19 protein-coding genes are annotated in these 16,808 nt (G+C 28.2%); all 19 read right to left on the reverse strand.

Annotated features, from left to right (window positions below; translation table 11 throughout):
* Positions 1–92: 92 nt before the first annotated feature.
* Complete coding sequence (gene yihA, locus ACTNAO_RS08590) at positions 93–707, reverse strand: ribosome biogenesis GTP-binding protein YihA/YsxC (RefSeq protein WP_441028141.1); 615 nt, start codon at positions 705–707, stop codon at positions 93–95.
* The gene (gene lon, locus ACTNAO_RS08595) at positions 697–3,027 is read right to left on the reverse strand and encodes an endopeptidase La (RefSeq protein ID WP_441028143.1); all 2,331 of its coding nucleotides are present in this window, start codon (positions 3,025–3,027) and stop codon (positions 697–699) included. The genes yihA and lon overlap by 11 nt, the downstream gene beginning before the upstream one ends.
* Before the next feature lie 110 nt (positions 3,028–3,137).
* Positions 3,138–4,436: an ATP-dependent Clp protease ATP-binding subunit ClpX gene (gene clpX, locus ACTNAO_RS08600; RefSeq protein WP_441028144.1), complete on the reverse strand. Its 1,299-nt coding sequence runs from the start codon at positions 4,434–4,436 to the stop codon at positions 3,138–3,140.
* 38 nt (positions 4,437–4,474) lie between these two features.
* A complete protein-coding gene (gene clpP / locus ACTNAO_RS08605) occupies positions 4,475–5,080 on the reverse strand; it encodes an ATP-dependent Clp endopeptidase proteolytic subunit ClpP (RefSeq protein ID WP_441028146.1) in 606 nt (201 codons plus the stop codon).
* Positions 5,081–5,269: 189 nt separating this feature from the next.
* Entirely contained in the window at positions 5,270–6,559 is a 1,290-nt protein-coding gene (tig, locus tag ACTNAO_RS08610; RefSeq protein WP_441028148.1) for a trigger factor, read from the reverse strand.
* A 138-nt stretch (positions 6,560–6,697) separates the two neighbouring features.
* Positions 6,698–7,567 (reverse strand): hypothetical protein, encoded by an 870-nt coding sequence (locus ACTNAO_RS08615; protein ID WP_441028150.1) that lies wholly within the window; start codon positions 7,565–7,567, stop codon positions 6,698–6,700.
* A gap of 25 nt (positions 7,568–7,592) precedes the next feature.
* Positions 7,593–7,754: a hypothetical protein gene (locus ACTNAO_RS08620; RefSeq protein ID WP_441028152.1), complete on the reverse strand. Its 162-nt coding sequence runs from the start codon at positions 7,752–7,754 to the stop codon at positions 7,593–7,595.
* 22 nt (positions 7,755–7,776) lie between these two features.
* Positions 7,777–8,868: a TcaA 3rd/4th domain-containing protein gene (locus ACTNAO_RS08625; RefSeq protein ID WP_441046136.1), complete on the reverse strand. Its 1,092-nt coding sequence runs from the start codon at positions 8,866–8,868 to the stop codon at positions 7,777–7,779.
* A 203-nt stretch (positions 8,869–9,071) separates the two neighbouring features.
* Positions 9,072–9,452, reverse strand: a complete 381-nt coding sequence (locus ACTNAO_RS08630; protein WP_441028155.1) for a hypothetical protein — start codon at positions 9,450–9,452, stop codon at positions 9,072–9,074.
* A 113-nt stretch (positions 9,453–9,565) separates the two neighbouring features.
* Positions 9,566–9,889 (reverse strand): phosphoribosyl-ATP diphosphatase, encoded by a 324-nt coding sequence (gene hisE, locus ACTNAO_RS08635; RefSeq protein WP_441028157.1) that lies wholly within the window; start codon positions 9,887–9,889, stop codon positions 9,566–9,568.
* A 19-nt stretch (positions 9,890–9,908) separates the two neighbouring features.
* A complete protein-coding gene (hisI, locus tag ACTNAO_RS08640) occupies positions 9,909–10,256 on the reverse strand; it encodes a phosphoribosyl-AMP cyclohydrolase (protein WP_441028159.1) in 348 nt (115 codons plus the stop codon).
* 23 nt (positions 10,257–10,279) lie between these two features.
* Positions 10,280–11,041: an imidazole glycerol phosphate synthase subunit HisF gene (hisF, locus tag ACTNAO_RS08645; RefSeq protein ID WP_441028160.1), complete on the reverse strand. Its 762-nt coding sequence runs from the start codon at positions 11,039–11,041 to the stop codon at positions 10,280–10,282.
* Positions 11,042–11,764, reverse strand: a complete 723-nt coding sequence (gene hisA / locus ACTNAO_RS08650; protein ID WP_441028162.1) for a 1-(5-phosphoribosyl)-5-[(5-phosphoribosylamino)methylideneamino]imidazole-4-carboxamide isomerase — start codon at positions 11,762–11,764, stop codon at positions 11,042–11,044. It abuts the gene before it with no gap.
* Positions 11,761–12,372 carry an imidazole glycerol phosphate synthase subunit HisH gene (gene hisH / locus ACTNAO_RS08655; protein ID WP_441028164.1) on the reverse strand — a complete coding sequence of 204 codons (612 nt, stop codon included), beginning with the start codon at positions 12,370–12,372 and terminating at the stop codon, positions 11,761–11,763. Before hisH ends, hisA begins: the two co-directional genes overlap by 4 nt.
* A gap of 14 nt (positions 12,373–12,386) precedes the next feature.
* A complete protein-coding gene (gene hisB / locus ACTNAO_RS08660; RefSeq protein WP_441028166.1) occupies positions 12,387–12,977 on the reverse strand; it encodes an imidazoleglycerol-phosphate dehydratase HisB in 591 nt (196 codons plus the stop codon).
* A complete protein-coding gene (gene hisD / locus ACTNAO_RS08665; RefSeq protein WP_441028168.1) occupies positions 12,977–14,266 on the reverse strand; it encodes a histidinol dehydrogenase in 1,290 nt (429 codons plus the stop codon). Before hisD ends, hisB begins: the two co-directional genes overlap by 1 nt.
* A 14-nt stretch (positions 14,267–14,280) precedes the next feature.
* Positions 14,281–14,904, reverse strand: coding sequence for an ATP phosphoribosyltransferase (hisG, locus tag ACTNAO_RS08670; RefSeq protein ID WP_441028170.1), 624 nt, complete (start codon positions 14,902–14,904; stop codon positions 14,281–14,283).
* A 3-nt stretch (positions 14,905–14,907) separates the two neighbouring features.
* The gene (gene hisZ, locus ACTNAO_RS08675; RefSeq protein ID WP_441028172.1) at positions 14,908–16,041 is read right to left on the reverse strand and encodes an ATP phosphoribosyltransferase regulatory subunit; all 1,134 of its coding nucleotides are present in this window, start codon (positions 16,039–16,041) and stop codon (positions 14,908–14,910) included.
* Between the two features lie 187 nt (positions 16,042–16,228).
* The gene (locus ACTNAO_RS08680; RefSeq protein WP_441028174.1) at positions 16,229–16,675 is read right to left on the reverse strand and encodes a nucleoside deaminase; all 447 of its coding nucleotides are present in this window, start codon (positions 16,673–16,675) and stop codon (positions 16,229–16,231) included.
* Between the last annotated feature and the right edge of the window lie 133 nt (positions 16,676–16,808).

The raw sequence follows: 16,808 nt of genomic DNA on the forward strand, positions 1-16,808 counted from the left end.
ATTTATATTATATTAGCCTATTGTAAAATTATTCCATTAAGTGATAAAAAATAAGCATTATTTTTTGCCTTTGCAAAAATAATGCTTATTCCCTATTCATCTTCTAAATTTACTTTACCTTCTTCTGATAAGTCTAAAAATAAATTATCTATAAGTTCTTCTTTCCCTTTCTTATTTAAAGAGGAAAAGAAATATAACTTATCATTTTTTTCAAGCTTTAAAGTTTCTTTTATAAGCTTTTTAGCTTTTGGAAGTTCATTATTAGAAAGCTTATCACTTTTTGTTGCAACAACTATAACATCATATCCATAATGCTTTATCCATTCATGCATCATAATATCATCAGCTGTTGGCTTGTGCCTTGAATCAACTAATAAAACTACTCTTTTTAAGGGTTCCCTTCCATGAAGATATGTTTCTATAGTTTTTCCCCAGCTTTCCTTTTCCTTTTTAGATACCTTGGCATATCCATAACCTGGCAAATCCACAAGATAAAAATCATTATTTATTAAAAAGAAATTTATAAGCCTTGTTTTTCCTGGTGTCTGACTTACTTTTGCAAGTTTTCTTCTATTAGTAAGAGCATTTATAATAGAACTTTTACCAACATTAGAACGACCTACAAAAGCTATTTCAACTCTATTATCTACAGGATATTGATTTCTTTTTACTGCAGAAATAATAAATTCACTAGTTTTAATTATCATTAATATCCTCTCCAGCTATTGCATTTTTTACGACAGTATCAACTTTTTCAGCAGTAATTACTTTAATTTTTTTTCTAATTGATACAGGAATTTTTTTAATATCTCTTTCATTTTCCTTTGGAATTATTATAGTATCAACTCCGGCTCTATAAGCTGCAAGAGTTTTTTCTTTTAAACCTCCAATTGGTAAAACTCTTCCTGTTAATGTAACTTCTCCTGTCATAGCAACATTTGATTTAACTTCTTTTTTAGTAAGAGCAGATACTAAAGCTGTTACCATAGTAACACCTGCTGATGGACCATCTTTAGGTACAGCGCCCTCTGGTACATGAATATGAATATCCTTATTTTTATAAAAATCTTTATCTATACCATACTTGCTGCAATTTGCTCTAACATAAGAATATGCAGCCTTAGCAGATTCCTGCATAACATCACCAAGTTTACCTGTAAGCTGAAGTTTACCTGTTCCTTCCATAACAGCAGCCTCTATTTTAAGAGTATCACCACCATAAGCTGTCCATGCCATACCATTTACAACTCCAACTTCACTTTTTTGAACTTTATCATAATCAAATTTACGTTCACCTAAAAGCAATGTTACCATTTTAGTATTTACTGCTATTGATTTTTTATTCTCTTTAAGAATTTTTGCCATAGATTTTCTCATTAAAGAAGCAATAGTTCTTTCAAGACTTCTAACACCTGATTCTCTTGTATATCCATCAATAATTTCCTTTATTGATTCATCAGAAATTTTAATAGTTTTACTAGAAATATTATATTCTTTGTAAAGCTTAGGTATTAAGAAATCCTTAGCTATATGAAATTTTTCTTCATAAGTATAGCCTGAAACTTCAACAACTTCCATTCTATCAAGAAGTGGTCTTGGAATTGTATCAAGGCTATTAGCTGTTGTAATAAACATAACTTTTGACAAATCAATAGGAACTTCTAAGAAATTATCTCTAAAAGTATTGTTTTGTTCACTATCTAATACTTCAAGTAATGCATCTGCTGGATTTCCTTTGTAATCTTGGCTAAGCTTGTCTATCTCATCTAATACAATAAGAGGATTCATGGATTTTGCTTCTTTTAATCCATAAACAATTCTTCCTGGAATTGCAGCTACATATGTTCTTCTATGACCTCTAATTTCAGCTTCATCTCTTATACCCCCAAGAGACATTCTAAAGTATTTTCTATTTATTGCATAAGCTATAGATTTTGCAATAGAAGTTTTACCTACTCCTGGAGGTCCCACAAGGCAAAGTATAGGGCCTTTTAAAGAACCACTTATTTTTTTAGCTGCTAAATATTCAATAATTCTATCTTTAACATCCTCAAGTCCATAATGTTGTTTATCTAAAATTTCTCTTGCTTTTACAATATCTAGCTTTTCCTTTGTAGTTTTATTCCAAGGCACACCAAGTAGCCAGTCTAAATAACTTTCTATAGTATTTCCTTCACTAGAAGAAGCATTCATATTTTTTAATCTGCCTAACTCATACTCAGCCTTTTCCTTAATTTCTTTTGGTGCCTTAAGTTCTGAAACTTGTTTTTCATATTTTTTTATAAGCTTAGTTTCTTCATCATCTTCTCCAAGCTCTTCTTGAATAAACTTCATTTGCTCTTTTAGATAATATTCCTTTTGAGAATCATCTACGCTTTTTTTCATTTTTGTGGCTAATGTTTTTTGAACTTTTATTATTTCAATTTCATCATGAAGACACTTTAAAAGTTCCTCAACTCTAACAAAAATATCAAGACTTTCTAAGATAATTTGCTTTTTCTCTTCACGAATTGGAACATAACTTGATACCATATCTACAAAGTCATTTACATTATCTTCTTTTTCTATACCTTTAATCATTTCAGGGTTACTTTCCCCTGCAAGATTAATAAATTGAATAAATACTTCTTTTAATGTATTAAAATAGCCTTGAACTTTAGGATCATCTCTATAGTCTTCTTCTACTATTGGTTCAATAGACGCTTCAAAGTATTTATCATTTTTATAATATCTCTTTATTCTACCTCTTGATTTACCTTCTACAAGTACCTTAAGGGTTTTCCCTTGAAGTTTTATTATTTGTTTAATAGTACTTATTGTACCTATACGACTAATTTCATCTGTTGTTGGATTTTCAATTTCAGAATCTTTTTGAGATACCAAAAAAATAGTTTCATTATTTTTCATGGCAGCTTCTATAGCTTCTACTGATTTATCTCTACCAACATCAAAATGTAATACCATATTAGGGAAAATTGTAAGTCCTCTAAGAGGAATTAATGGTAGTCTTAAATTCTTTTGGTTCATCTTCTTCCCTCCATCCATATCCAATAAAATTATTTGGACTTAATTAGTATATCATAAAATAACTTCATTTAGAATATTTAAGAAAAAAAGTGTGATAAAATATCACACTTTTAAGCAGTTTCTACACCTTTTTTCAGTTTAGACTTTTTAGCTTTCAAAACTGGTCTAGTTTCGCCTTCAGGAACCATCTGAATTTCTGGCTTTTCCTTTTCTGTAATAGTTGGCTCTGTAATAACTACTTTTGAAATTCTATCATTAGATGGAATATCAAACATTATTTCAGTCATTATATCTTCTATTATACTTCTTAATCCTCTTGCACCTGTTTTTCTTTCAATTGCCTTATTAGCTATTGCTTTTAAAGCTTTATCAGTAAATTCAAGTTCTACATTGTCAAGTTCAAATAACTTTTTATACTGCTTTACTAATGCATTTTTAGGTTTACTTAAAATATTAACTAATGCATCATTATCTAGAGAATCTAAAGTAACTACTATTGGAAGTCTACCTACAAATTCAGGAATTAAACCAAATTTTAACAAATCACTTGGTTCAATTTCTTTAAAAAGGCTTCCAACATCTTTATTTTCTTTAGATTGAATATCAGCACCAAATCCCATAGTACTTTTTCTAGTTCTTTTTTCTATTATTTTATCAACACCATCAAAAGCACCGCCACATATAAATAGTATGTTAGAAGTGTTTATTTGAATAAATTCTTGATGAGGATGTTTTCTACCACCTTGTGGTGGAACAGAAGCAACAGTTCCTTCTAAAATTTTTAAAAGTGCTTGTTGTACTCCTTCACCAGATACATCTCTAGTTATTGAAGGATTTTCAGACTTTCTAGCAATTTTGTCAATTTCATCAATATAAATTATACCTTTTTCAGCTCTTTCTATGTCATAATCTGCATTTTGAATTAATCTCAAAAGTATATTTTCAACATCTTCCCCAACATATCCAGCTTCAGTTAATGTTGTTGCATCAGCAATTGCAAATGGAACATTTAAAAACTTAGCTAAAGTTTGAGCTAAAAATGTTTTACCAGAACCAGTAGGTCCTAAAAGTAATATATTACTCTTTTGAATCTCTACATCATCTTTAGTAGCTTCGTTTGAGCTAATTCTTTTATAATGATTATATACAGCAACAGATAAAGCCTTCTTAGCTCTTTCTTGACCTACTACATAGTCATCAAGATATGCTTTAATTTCTTGTGGTTTTGAAAGTATATTTGATTCAAATTCAACTGTTTCTTCAGTTTCATCTGCTATAATTTCTGAACAAAGTTCTATACATTCATCACATATATAAACACCAGGTCCAGCAATAAGCCTTTTTACCTGATCTTGATTTTTACCACAAAAAGAACACTTTAATTGTTTCTTTTCATCATACTTAGCCATTGATTCACCTCACAAACTAATTATAAAATTATATAATTTTATTTACTTTTATCATTCCCAATTTCATTTCTACTTATTACTTTATCAACTAATCCATATTCAACAGCTTCACTTGCACCAAAGAAATTATCTCTTTCTGTATCTTCACAGATAGTTTCATAAGGTTTACCAGTATTTTCACTTAAAATCTTATTTAATCTTTCTTTAATACGTAATACATGCTTTGCATGAATATCAATATCAGTTGCCTGACCTTGAAATCCTCCTAATGGTTGATGAATCATAATTTCTGAATTAGGAAGTGCAAATCTCTTTCCTTTTGCACCACTAGTTAATAAGAAGGCTCCCATTGATGCAGCCATTCCCATACATATAGTTGATACATCTGGTTTAATATAATTCATTGTATCATAAATTGCCATTCCAGCAGTTACTGAACCACCTGGGCTGTTTATATAAAGACATATATCCTTATCTGGATCTTCACTTTCTAAGAATAATAATTGTGCAACTATTAAATTTGCAGAATCATCTGTAACTTCACCACTTAACATTACTATTCTGTCTTTTAAAAGCCTTGAAAAAATATCATATGATCTTTCTCCTCGTCCAGTTTGTTCTACAACCATAGGTACTAATGCCATATTTTCTACCTCCTCATAAAGCTACTTAATATTTATAGCCATAATATTGAAATAACTCTAATAATACATTTTATTTCATTATACATTCATAAAATAAATTTGTTAATAGTAATTTAAATAATTGCCAGAAAATTTTTTCTGGCAATTACTTATATTAAAATACTATTTATTTACTTATTAATGTAAATGCTATTTTGTTTTACAATTTTCAACTAATAAATCAATTGTCTTTCTAATTTTAATATCATTTTCAAGCATTGGTCTTTGTGCTTTAACTAGCATATCTACCATCTTGTCATCAGCCTTTGCAGAATACATTTTTGCAATTTCTTCTGCCTTTTGTTTAACTTCTTCATCAGTTGCTTCTACATTTTCTGCCTTTGAAATAGCATCTAACACTATATCAGCTTTAACTTTTCTATCAGCATTTTCTCTCATGTAATCTCTCATTTTATCAGTTGTGTTACCAGTGTATTCCATGTATTGTTCTAAAGTTAAACCTTGATATTTTAATCTATTTTCTAAGTCTTTAACCATAGCATCTATTTCATTTTCAACCATTACAGCTGGAACATCCATCTTTGTGCTCTCAATTGCTGCTGAAATAACTGCTTCTTCAAGTTCAGCCTTTGCTTTATTATTATTAGCTTCAACCATTTTTTCTTTAATATCTTTCTTTAATTCATCTAAAGTATCAAATTCTGAAACATCTTTTGCAAATTCGTCATTTAATTCTGGTAATTCTTTAACTTTAATTTCATTAACAGTTACTTTGAATAAAGCTTTTTTACCATTTAAATCTTCTTTTCCATAATTTTCAGGGAAAGTTACATTTACATCTCTTTCTTCTGAAGCTTTTGCTCCTACTAATTGATCTTCAAAATTATCTATAAATGAACCTGAACCTATTTCAAGAGAATAATCTTTTCCTTCTCCACCTTCAAATTCTACTCCATCAACAAATCCTTTAAAATCTATAACAGCTATGTCACCTTTTTCAACAGTTCCATCTTCTTTAGTTTCAATTCTTGCGTTCTTTTCTTGCATAGATTTTAATCTTTCTTCTATTTCTTCATCTTTAACTTCATATTCTTTCTTTTCAACTTCTAAACCTTTATATTGTCCAAGTTCAACTTCTGGATAAACTGTAACTTCAGCTGTATAATTTAAGTCTTTTCCTTCACCAATTTCTACTATGTTTATTTTTGGATAATCAACTGGTTTTATGTTATTTTCATCAATTATTTGTGGATATGTTTCTTGTACTAAATAATTAACAGCATCATCATAAAGAACTTCTACTCCATAGAATTTCTTAACCATTGCCATTGGCACTTTTCCTTTTCTGAAACCTTGAACATTAAAGTGCATTTTATTTTTATTATATGCTTTCTTTAAAGCTGCATCAAACTTTTCAGCTTCTACCTTTACATCAAATTTTACAACGTTAGCTTCTATTTTTTCCATTTTAGCTTCCATCTTCTATAATTCCTCCTAAAATAGTTATTTACATCTTATTCATAGACTTGATTATTATAACACATAATGATATTTATTTTCAAATTATTATAAAAATTTTATACTTATTTTGTGTTAACATTTCATATTTTTATAAATTTAATAGTTATTCTCATTAGTTTCTTGACTATATTGACCATTTAATCCTGTATTATATTGACTATTTGCTCCTATATCATCTTTTTGAACACAACTGCCATCAGCCTTTATATAATAATTATATCCATTTACTGAAACTTCAATTCCATTTACTGAATCTAAATTTCCAATTGAAACATTAGTACCTATAAGACCTGTAAGCATTTGTTCTTGCATAGTTTCAGTATTCATCATCCAAAAGTACTTATCTTGAACCCCTGCACCTACATAAGGCAAATTACTGAAATATATAAGTGTATTATCATCAATAAATTTTATACTATTACACCATATATTTTCTGGATACTTTGCTAAAATTTCATCTTTATTATACACATTACCTCTTTTATCTGTATAAGTATATTTACTTAAATCTTTTGTAGTTCCATCAATATTTCCAAGTATTACATTTTGATTTTGATCTATAATTACAACTTTTGTCATAGATGGACTTAATGAATATGTAACCCCTGCTGGAACTTCAATACCTTGAAAATTTTTCACTCCATTACTTTCTTGATATTTTGCTTTTATTATTGAGCCATTAGGAGTAGTAAAATCATAAGATAAATCTTTTGGTTTTTCTTCTACTGGTTCTGGTACTTCTTCTTCCTTGTTTGTATCCTCCTTAGGTTCTTCTTCTGGTTTTCCACTATCAACCCAAGCTTGAATACTTGATCTTAAATTTGAAAAATCAGCATTTGCAACTTCAAATTTAATAAATAGTGCAACAAAAATTATTATAGCAAGTATAGCTACAATTGTTATATTTCTCTTTCTACGTTTCATCTTACGTTCATAATCCCTACTAAATATACTAGGTTTTGCCAAAACTATTTCCCTCCTTAAAGAAATTTCATTTCTTTTTGCAACAATTACCACAACACTGGCAATTTTTATTAGTTTTATCCTCTATGTAATTTTTTGAATAATCTTCATAATCAGGGCCATCCTTTAATAGATTATATTTATCTTCAAAATTAATTGTTATATTGCTTTTTATTTTATCTTTTTTCATATTATTTTACCTCATAAATTTGTTATAGTTCAAAATTATCAATATCTTCAATTATCCAACTATCATCTTTATAAATAATTCTTGTAAAAAAGTTTTTAGTATTTTTCGTTTTATTAATATTAAAAATTTTCTTACTTACATCATAATCAATAATAACAACTATAGTACCCTTATATTCATTTTCCTCATAATAAAGCAGACTCTTTTCTTTATCAATATTAATATTTGTTATATCATACTTATTTTTAAGTATGAAGTATTTCTCGCTCAATATATTAAATATCTTTTGTTTTACTAAGTCTGTACTTTCTTTAATTTCATCTTTATTTTCATTATTTAATGCTCTAAAAACACTTTTATAAAAATCCTTTACCTTTTCTTCTATATCATCATAAATTTCATTACTTTCAATAACTGCATTAAGTTTTATTGTAGGAACATTTGTAATTTCCTTTTCTTCACTTTTTAGTATTCCAAAAGGACTATCTGTTTCAATATGTACTAAATTAGATCCATCTGCCAAAATAGGCCCGACTTTTTCATTATCAGATACTTTTATTAAAGTATCTTGATCATTTATGTATATTTCTGCATCTTTAAAATCTGACTCAACATTTAAATTTACAGCATTAAAGTCTAAACTGTCAATTTTATCTGACATAATTAAAATATCCTTTGATGACTCAATAGTAGAATAATCGCTAGGTAAATTACCTTTTATTGTGTATACTCCCGGATAAACATCCTTTATACTTTCACCAGATTTTATTTTGTTAATATTTTCACTATCTATTTTATCATCTTTTGAAGACAAATAAAACATTCCTTCTTGAAAATTACTGTTAATTGTAATTTTATATTTTTTTATTTCAAGATAATATTTTGAAAAAAACAAATAGTCTTTTTTTACAAGCTTAAAATCATCACTTTCTCCAGAATTTTTAAGCTTATTAATTGTGGCATCAATTTTCAATGAATTTTCGTCATAATAATTAATTAATGGTTTCAATGATTCTTTTTTTATTTTTTTATTATTATCCCTAACTATTTTTCTAAGGCTAGATACATCAGATGATTTAACTGCATATGAAAAATTATCTAAGGTTCTATCCATAGATGTAGAACTTCTTCCAATAAAAAATCCCACAAATGCTAGAATAAAAATAAATAAAACAGTAATGAAACTAATTAGATAAAATTTATTTTTATATAATTTTTGTCCTTTCTTCTTAATGCTTTTGCTTTTAATTTTTAAGCTTTTATATTTTTTATTTATGTATTTTTTTATCTTTTTATAGTAATTATCTTTTTTCATATTTAATTTAGATTACTTAAGCCATCATCAATTACATCAATAATCCATTTGCCACAATCAACACATTTATAAACTCTAATAATATAAAGGCTTAATTTAGATTTATCTACATTAAATTTTTCTACTTCTTCATTTGTAATGAATTCATCATTTTCATCAAGAAATCCTTGTAATTCAACTATATAATTTTCTTTGCCAATATTACAGCACTTATTAACTTCCGTACATGTTATTTTTTCATATGTTAATGTATTTTGAAGCTCTTTAAGAACTGGAATATTACTTTCTAAATATTCTAAATCTTCAGCATACTCATCATCATAATCCTTTGCATGGTCTTCATCATAAAAAATTAAATCTTTAACTCTAAATAATTCTTTCAAGAAAATAAACTCCTCTCAAATAAAATGAGACAAAAAAACTTATTAAGATAAGCTTTCTCATCTCATTAATAATACCATATAATTTATAAATTCAAATGATTTTTTATAATTTTTTATAAATTTTCTATTGGTTTTCTTTCACCTTTAAAATTATTTTGCTTTTCAGCTCTCTTTACAAGTTCTTTTTCAACATCTTCAAGAGAAATTCCAAGTTCAGCCATAAGAACAAGCATATGATAAGTTACATCACATATTTCTCCAATTTGTTCTTCTTTACTTTGAGAAAGACTTGCAATTACAACTTCTGTTGTTTCTTCTCCTACTTTTTTTAATATTTTTTCAAGTCCTTTATTAAAAAGATATGTTGTATAAGAACCTTCTACAGGTTTTTCTCTTCTTTTAAGTATATTTTCAAAATCTTTTTCAAGTTGTTTCATAAAATAATAGCTCCTTTTATTATATTTCTTTAACATCTCTATAAAAGCATGTTCTATTACCAGTATGACATGCTGCACCTTTTTGATCCACTAATAATAATATTGTATCATTGTCACAATCAATCTTAATATCTTTTACATATTGAAAATGACCTGATGTAGCTCCTTTATTCCAAAGTTCATTTCTGCTTCTTGAAAAATACCATGCTGTATCCCCTTCTAAAGTCTTTATAAAGCTTTCTTTGTTCATATAAGCAAGCATTAAAACTTCTTTATTTTCATAATCTTGAGCAATTACAGGAACTAATCCATTTCCCTTTTGAAAATCTATTTTATCTGCAATAATCTTTATTTCTTCTAAATTCAAATTATAACACCCCATTTAATATATTAAATTCTAACTGGTATGTTTTTATCTTTTAAATATTTTTTAACTTCTTCTACTGTTACTTCTCCGTAATGGAACATTGAAGCTGCTAAAGCTGCATCTGCAGCATTATCTTTAAATACATCATAAAAATGCTCTAAAGATCCACAACCTCCTGAAGCAATTACAGGAACATTTGTTATATTTGATACTGCCTTTGTAAGTTCTATATCAAAACCTTTTTTAGTGCCATCTGCATCCATTGATGTTAAAAGTATTTCTCCTGCCCCAAGTCTTGTTCCTTCTTCTATCCATTTTAGTGCATCTATTCCAGTATCAATTCTACCACCATTTATTACTACATTCCATCCAGATTTATCTTGTCTCATTTTTGCATCTACAGCTAAAACTATACATTGATCTCCAAAATAATATGCTCCATTTTGTATTAATGTTTTATCTCTAACTGCTGCAGAATTTAAACTTATTTTATCTGCACCAGCTCTCAATATTGCTTTTATATCATCCATTGTTCTAAGTCCGCCACCAACAGTAAATGGTATAAATATTTGTTCTGCCACTCTAGATACTACATTTTCCATTATACCTCTGCCTTCATGAGTTGCAGTAATATCTAAAAATACAAGTTCATCTGCTCCCTGCTGGTAGTACTGTTTTGCAAGCTCTACAGGATCACCAACTTCTTTAATTCCTACAAAATTAACTCCCTTAACTACTTTTCCACTTCGAACATCTAAACATGGGATTATTCTTTTTGTATGCATTTATTTTCCCTCCTTTGTTAGATTAATAGCCTCCTCTAAAGATAAAGTATTTGAATAAATTGCCTTTCCAGTTATAGCACCATAAAGTCCTAAATCATTTAATTCCTTAATATTATTAATATCTCTTATACCACCAGAAGCTGTTATATCCATACTTACTTCTTTGCTTAGATTCTTTAACATTTCTGTATTAGGTCCCTCAAGAGTTCCATCCTTACTTATATCTGTTACAATAACATTTTTAACTCCAAGCTTTTCTAATTTTTTTGCAAAATCTATATAATAAAGTGAACTTTCTTCAAGCCATCCTCTGCCACAGGCATATCCATTTTTACAGTCTATACCAACAGCTATTTTTTCTTTAAAATCTCCTATAGCTTTTTTTACAAGCTCTTCATCTTCCATAGCACTTGTACCAAGTATTACTCTTGATACACCATTTGAAATAAGATATTTTATAGTTTCATAGCTTCTTATACCGCCACCTACTTCTACTGGTACATTAACTGTTTTTGCCACCTTAATAATAGCATCTCCATTTACAAGTTCTCCACGTTTTGCACCATCTAAATCTACCATATGTATGTATCCAGCACCTTTTTCTTCGAAAGACTTAGCAGTTTCTAAAATATCTTCCGCAACTATTTCCTTTTTATTATAGTCCCCTTGATATAGTCTTACAGGTTTTCCATCTATTATATCTATTGCAGGTATAATTATCACATTACCAACTCCTTAAAATTTCTAAGTATGTTAAGACCTATTTCTCCGCTTTTTTCCGGATGAAATTGTGCCCCTATTATATTTCCTTTTCTAAAAAGTCCTGGAACTTTAATACTTCCATAATTTGAATATCCCACTAAATCTTTTTCATCATAATTAGTAGCTGCATAGGAATGAACATAATATACAAAAGAATTTTCTTTAAGTCCTTTTATAATTTCATCATTTCTATTAACTTCTAAATTATTCCATCCTATATGAGGTATTTTTACATTAGGGTCCTTCATTAATTTAATTTCACCCTTTAAAAGTCCAAGACCTTCTCTTTCTTCAACTTCATAGCCTATTTCAAATAAAACTTGCATTCCAAGACATATTCCAAGAAGATATTTACCTTTTTTAGCTTCTTCTTTAATAACATCTACAAGACCAGCTTTATTTAAATTATCCATACAATCTTTAAAAGCTCCAACCCCTGGAAGTATTAAAGCATCTGCTTTTTTTATATCTTCTACTTTTCCAGAAATCATGCATTCACAATCTATTTTTTTTAATGCATTATAAACACTTTTTAAGTTTCCCATTCCATAATCAATAATGACTATCATTTATTTACCTCCTTTTAAAGCATTCCTTTTGTTGAAGGTAATACCATATTATCTTTATCAACAGTTTTTGCAATATTTAATGCTCTTCCTAAAGCCTTAAATATTGCTTCCACCTTATGATGATCATTTTCACCATATAAAACTCTTGCGTGAAGTGTAATACCTGCATTAAAGGCAAAAGCTCTTAAAAATTCTTTAGTCATTTCTGTAGAGAAATTTCCAATGCTTTCTCTATTAAAATCACATTCAAATACAAGATATGGTCTGCCACTTATATCAAGAGATACATGAGCTAAAGTTTCATCCATTGGTACAAAAAATGTTCCATATCTTTTTATACCCATTTTATCTCCTAAAGCTTCTAAAAATATTTTTCCAAGGGCTATACCAATATCCTCAACAGTATGATGATCGCATACTTCTAAATCACCTTGAGCTTGAACCTCAAGATCAAATCCTCCATGAAATGCCATTAAATTAAGCATATGGTCAAAAAAACCCACACCTGTTTTTATATTAGTTTTTCCAGTTCCATCTAAATTAATTGCAAGTTTTAGCTTAGTTTCTTTTGTATTTCTTTCAATTTTTGCTTTTCTTTCTTTCATTATTTTAACCTTACCTTTACAGAATTAGCATGTGCTGTAAGACCCTCTTTATTTGCCAAATTTACTATCTTTTCTCCATGAGCTTGTATTGCTTCATCTGAATAATAAAGGAATGATGATTTTTTAATAAAGCTATCTACTGAAAGGGCTGAGAAAAATCTTGCTGTACCACTTGTTGGTAATACGTGATTTGTACCACCAAAATAATCTCCTATTGGCTCTGCTGTGTTATGTCCTAAAAATACAGATCCTGCATTTTTTACTTTTCCTAATTGTTCCATAGCATTATCTATCATAAGTTCCAAATGCTCAGGAGCTATTTCATTAGATACTTCAATACATTCATCTAAAGTATCACAAAGTATTACCTTACCATAATTTTCAAGAGATTCTTCTATAATTTCTTTTCTTTCAAGAGTTGCCATTTGTCTTTTTAATTCCTCATTAACTTTTGGAATAAGTTCTTTTGAAGTTGTTACAAGAATTGCAGATGCTAATTTATCATGTTCAGCTTGACTCATTAAATCAGCTGCAACATACTTTGGATTAGCATTTTCCTCAGCTACAATAAGTATTTCTGATGGTCCTGCAATCATATCTATATCTACAGTTCCAAATACTAATTTTTTAGCAGTTGCAACAAAAATATTACCAGGTCCTACTATTTTGTCTACCTTAGGAATACTTTCTGTTCCATAAGCAAGTGCTCCAATAGCTTGTGCTCCTCCTACTTTATATATTTTATCTACTCCTGCAATTTTAGCAGCTACACCTATATAAGGATTAATACCACCATCTTTGCTAGGTGGTGTTACCATTACAATTTGTGATACTCCTGCAACCTTTGCTGGTATAACATTCATAAGTACTGATGAAGGATATGCAGCTGTACCTCCTGGTACATATACACCAACCTTTTCAAGGGGCAAAACTCTTTGTCCTAAAAAGATTCCTTGATTTTTATTTAAAATAAATCCTCTTTGTTTTTGAGCTCTGTGATAGAACTCAATATTTTCTTTAGCTTCTTCTAAATCCTTAATAAATTTATCTTCTACAATATCAAAACATTTGTTAAGTTCCTCTTCTGTAACCTCAAGCTTTTCTAAAGAAACTTTATCAAATTTCTCTGTATATTCTTTTAATGCTTTATCTCCATTTGATTTAATATTACTAAGTACACCAGAAACTATTTCAATAACTTTAGTATCTGCTTCATTTTCTCTTTCTTGAATTTGCTTTTTTAATTTATCATAACCTTCTTTTTTTAGATCAAATTCTTCCATTAACATAGTTATAAAACCTCCTAAATAACTTTCTTTAAATTATTTATAAAATCTTCTATTTCATCTTTTTTCATTTTAAAACTTGCCTTATTAACAATTACCCTTGCACTTATTGGGCATACTGTATCAAAAACTACAAGTCCATTTTCTTTTAATGTTGTTCCTGTTTCCATTATATCAACTATTGCATCACAAAGTCCAAGAATTGGTGCAAGTTCTACTGAACCTTCTATTTTTATTATTTCAACGTCCATATTTTTCTTTTTGAAATATTCTTTAGCTACTGTAGGATATTTTGTCCCAATTTTTATATGACCTACTTTTTTAAATATATTTTTTTCTGGAAGTGATGCAACTATAAATTTGCATTTTCCTATTCCAAGATCTAAAAGTTCATAATAATTATCATCAGCTTCTAAAAGTGTATCTTTTCCTACTACTCCAATATCTGCAACACCATGTTCAACATATGTAATTGAATCAGCAGCTTTTACAAGAAAATATTTTATATCATATTTTGTATCCTTAAATACAAGCTTTCTGCCTTTGTCTTTTAATTCTTCAGTTCCATAATTACACTTATCAAGTAATTTTACAGTTTCCTTTTCTAATCTTCCTTTAGTTAAAGCAATACTTATGCTCATTAATTACACTTCCTTCTTTATTTCAAATTTTGAACATTCTTTTGTTGGAATAAGTTCTACTACATTTCCTTCTTGTCTTAATCCCTTAGCTTTTTTTAATGCCTCAATTTTATTATCTTTTCCATAATATATTACAAATTTATCTCTATCATCTGCATTTTTAATATCTAAAACACTTAATAAAGTATCTAAATTAACAGAAAAACCTATGGCAGGATAATCTTCTCCAAAAGTTTTTATAAGCTTATCATATCTTCCTCCACTTAAAACAGTAGCACCAACTCCATCTACAAATCCTCTAAATATAAGACCTGTATAATAATTAAGTCTTGGAACCATAGCCAAATCAAATGTAATACTTTCTTTATATCCTAAACTTCTTAAATCATTATATAAACTTTCAAGATAGCTTATACTTTCTTTTAATTCTTTATTAAAAGCTAATTTTTTTGCCTTTTCTAATACTTCAATTCCTCCAAATAATAATGGCAGTTCATTAAAGAAATTTTTATATTCTTCTGATAAATTTAGTTCATCTAAATAATCATATAATGATTTTAAACTCTTCTTATCTATTAATGTAGCAAGTTTTTCTCTTTTTTCTTCATCTAAATTCAAATCTTTTACGGCAGCATTAAAGAAATCCATGTGTCCCATTTCTAATTTAAACTTTGTATCACCTAAAACTTCTAATGTTTCTAAAGCTGCTTCTAAAATTTCAAGATCTGAATCTTTGTCCTTTAATCCTATAAGTTCAACACCACAATCTGTATATTCGTTTTTCTTACCGCCAAAATTTTTATGTAATCTAAATACATCTGCTGTATATCTAAACCTAAGTGGTTTTTCTATATTTTTAAATTTAGTAGCTGCCACTCTTGCTATAGGAACTGTCATATCAGGTCTAAGTACAAGTATTTTTCCCTTAGAATCAAAAAATTTATATACTTCTTCTTCTTTTAAATTTTGAAATCCTGAATTTATTGTTTGATAATATTCTATAGTAGGTGTAACTACTTCTTTATAACCCCATCTATCTAAAACTTCTTCTATATCCTTTTGTAGCTTTTTCTTAACTTCACATTCACCTAATATTAAATCTCTCATTCCTTCTGGAATTACATATTTATTATTCATAACCATCCTCCGCTTTATTACTTTATCACGCTAAATTATTAAACTATAGTAATTATATTAATATATTTTTAATTTTATGTCAATAGCTATATATAGTGCAACTTTTTTCTAAAAAAAGAAAGAGTTTCTCAAATTAATGAGAACTCTTTGTATCTTAAAGCCATGTAATAAAATAATCTTGTTTTAATTAATATTTTTTATTTCCTTTCATGTTACTATACTCAAAAAATAATTTTTTACATTCTTTACGTTCTAATTCTTCTAACTCTAAAATATTACTATTACCATTTAAATAATCATAAAAATCACTATCCCTAAATCCAATTTCTGCTGCATCAGCACAGGTACATCCATAATATACCTTATGTATATTTGCCCATAAAATTGCTCCAAGGCACATAGGACATGGCTCTGATGTTGTAAATAATACGGCACCACTTAAATCAAAAGTATTTAAATTTTTACATGCATCTCTTATAGCTTCCATTTCTCCATGCCTTGTAGGATCATTTCCAGATACAACACAATTATGACCTCTTCCAACTATTTTTCCATCCTTTACAATAACACATCCAAAAGGACCACCATGATGATTTTTAATACCAGAATATGCTTCTTTTAATGCTTCTTCCATAAAATTTTACTCCATTAAATTACCTGCTACTTAAAATGTAATCAAATATAAACATTTTAAGAATTTTACTGTTTCAATGTATCTGCTTTTGTTATAAAAACTACTTGCATTTGATATGATACTCCACAGTCGT

The sequence above is a fragment of the Clostridium sp. HCP1S3_C6 genome (assembly GCF_052066735.1).
Classification (GTDB): Bacteria; Bacillota; Clostridia; order Clostridiales; family Clostridiaceae; genus Clostridium.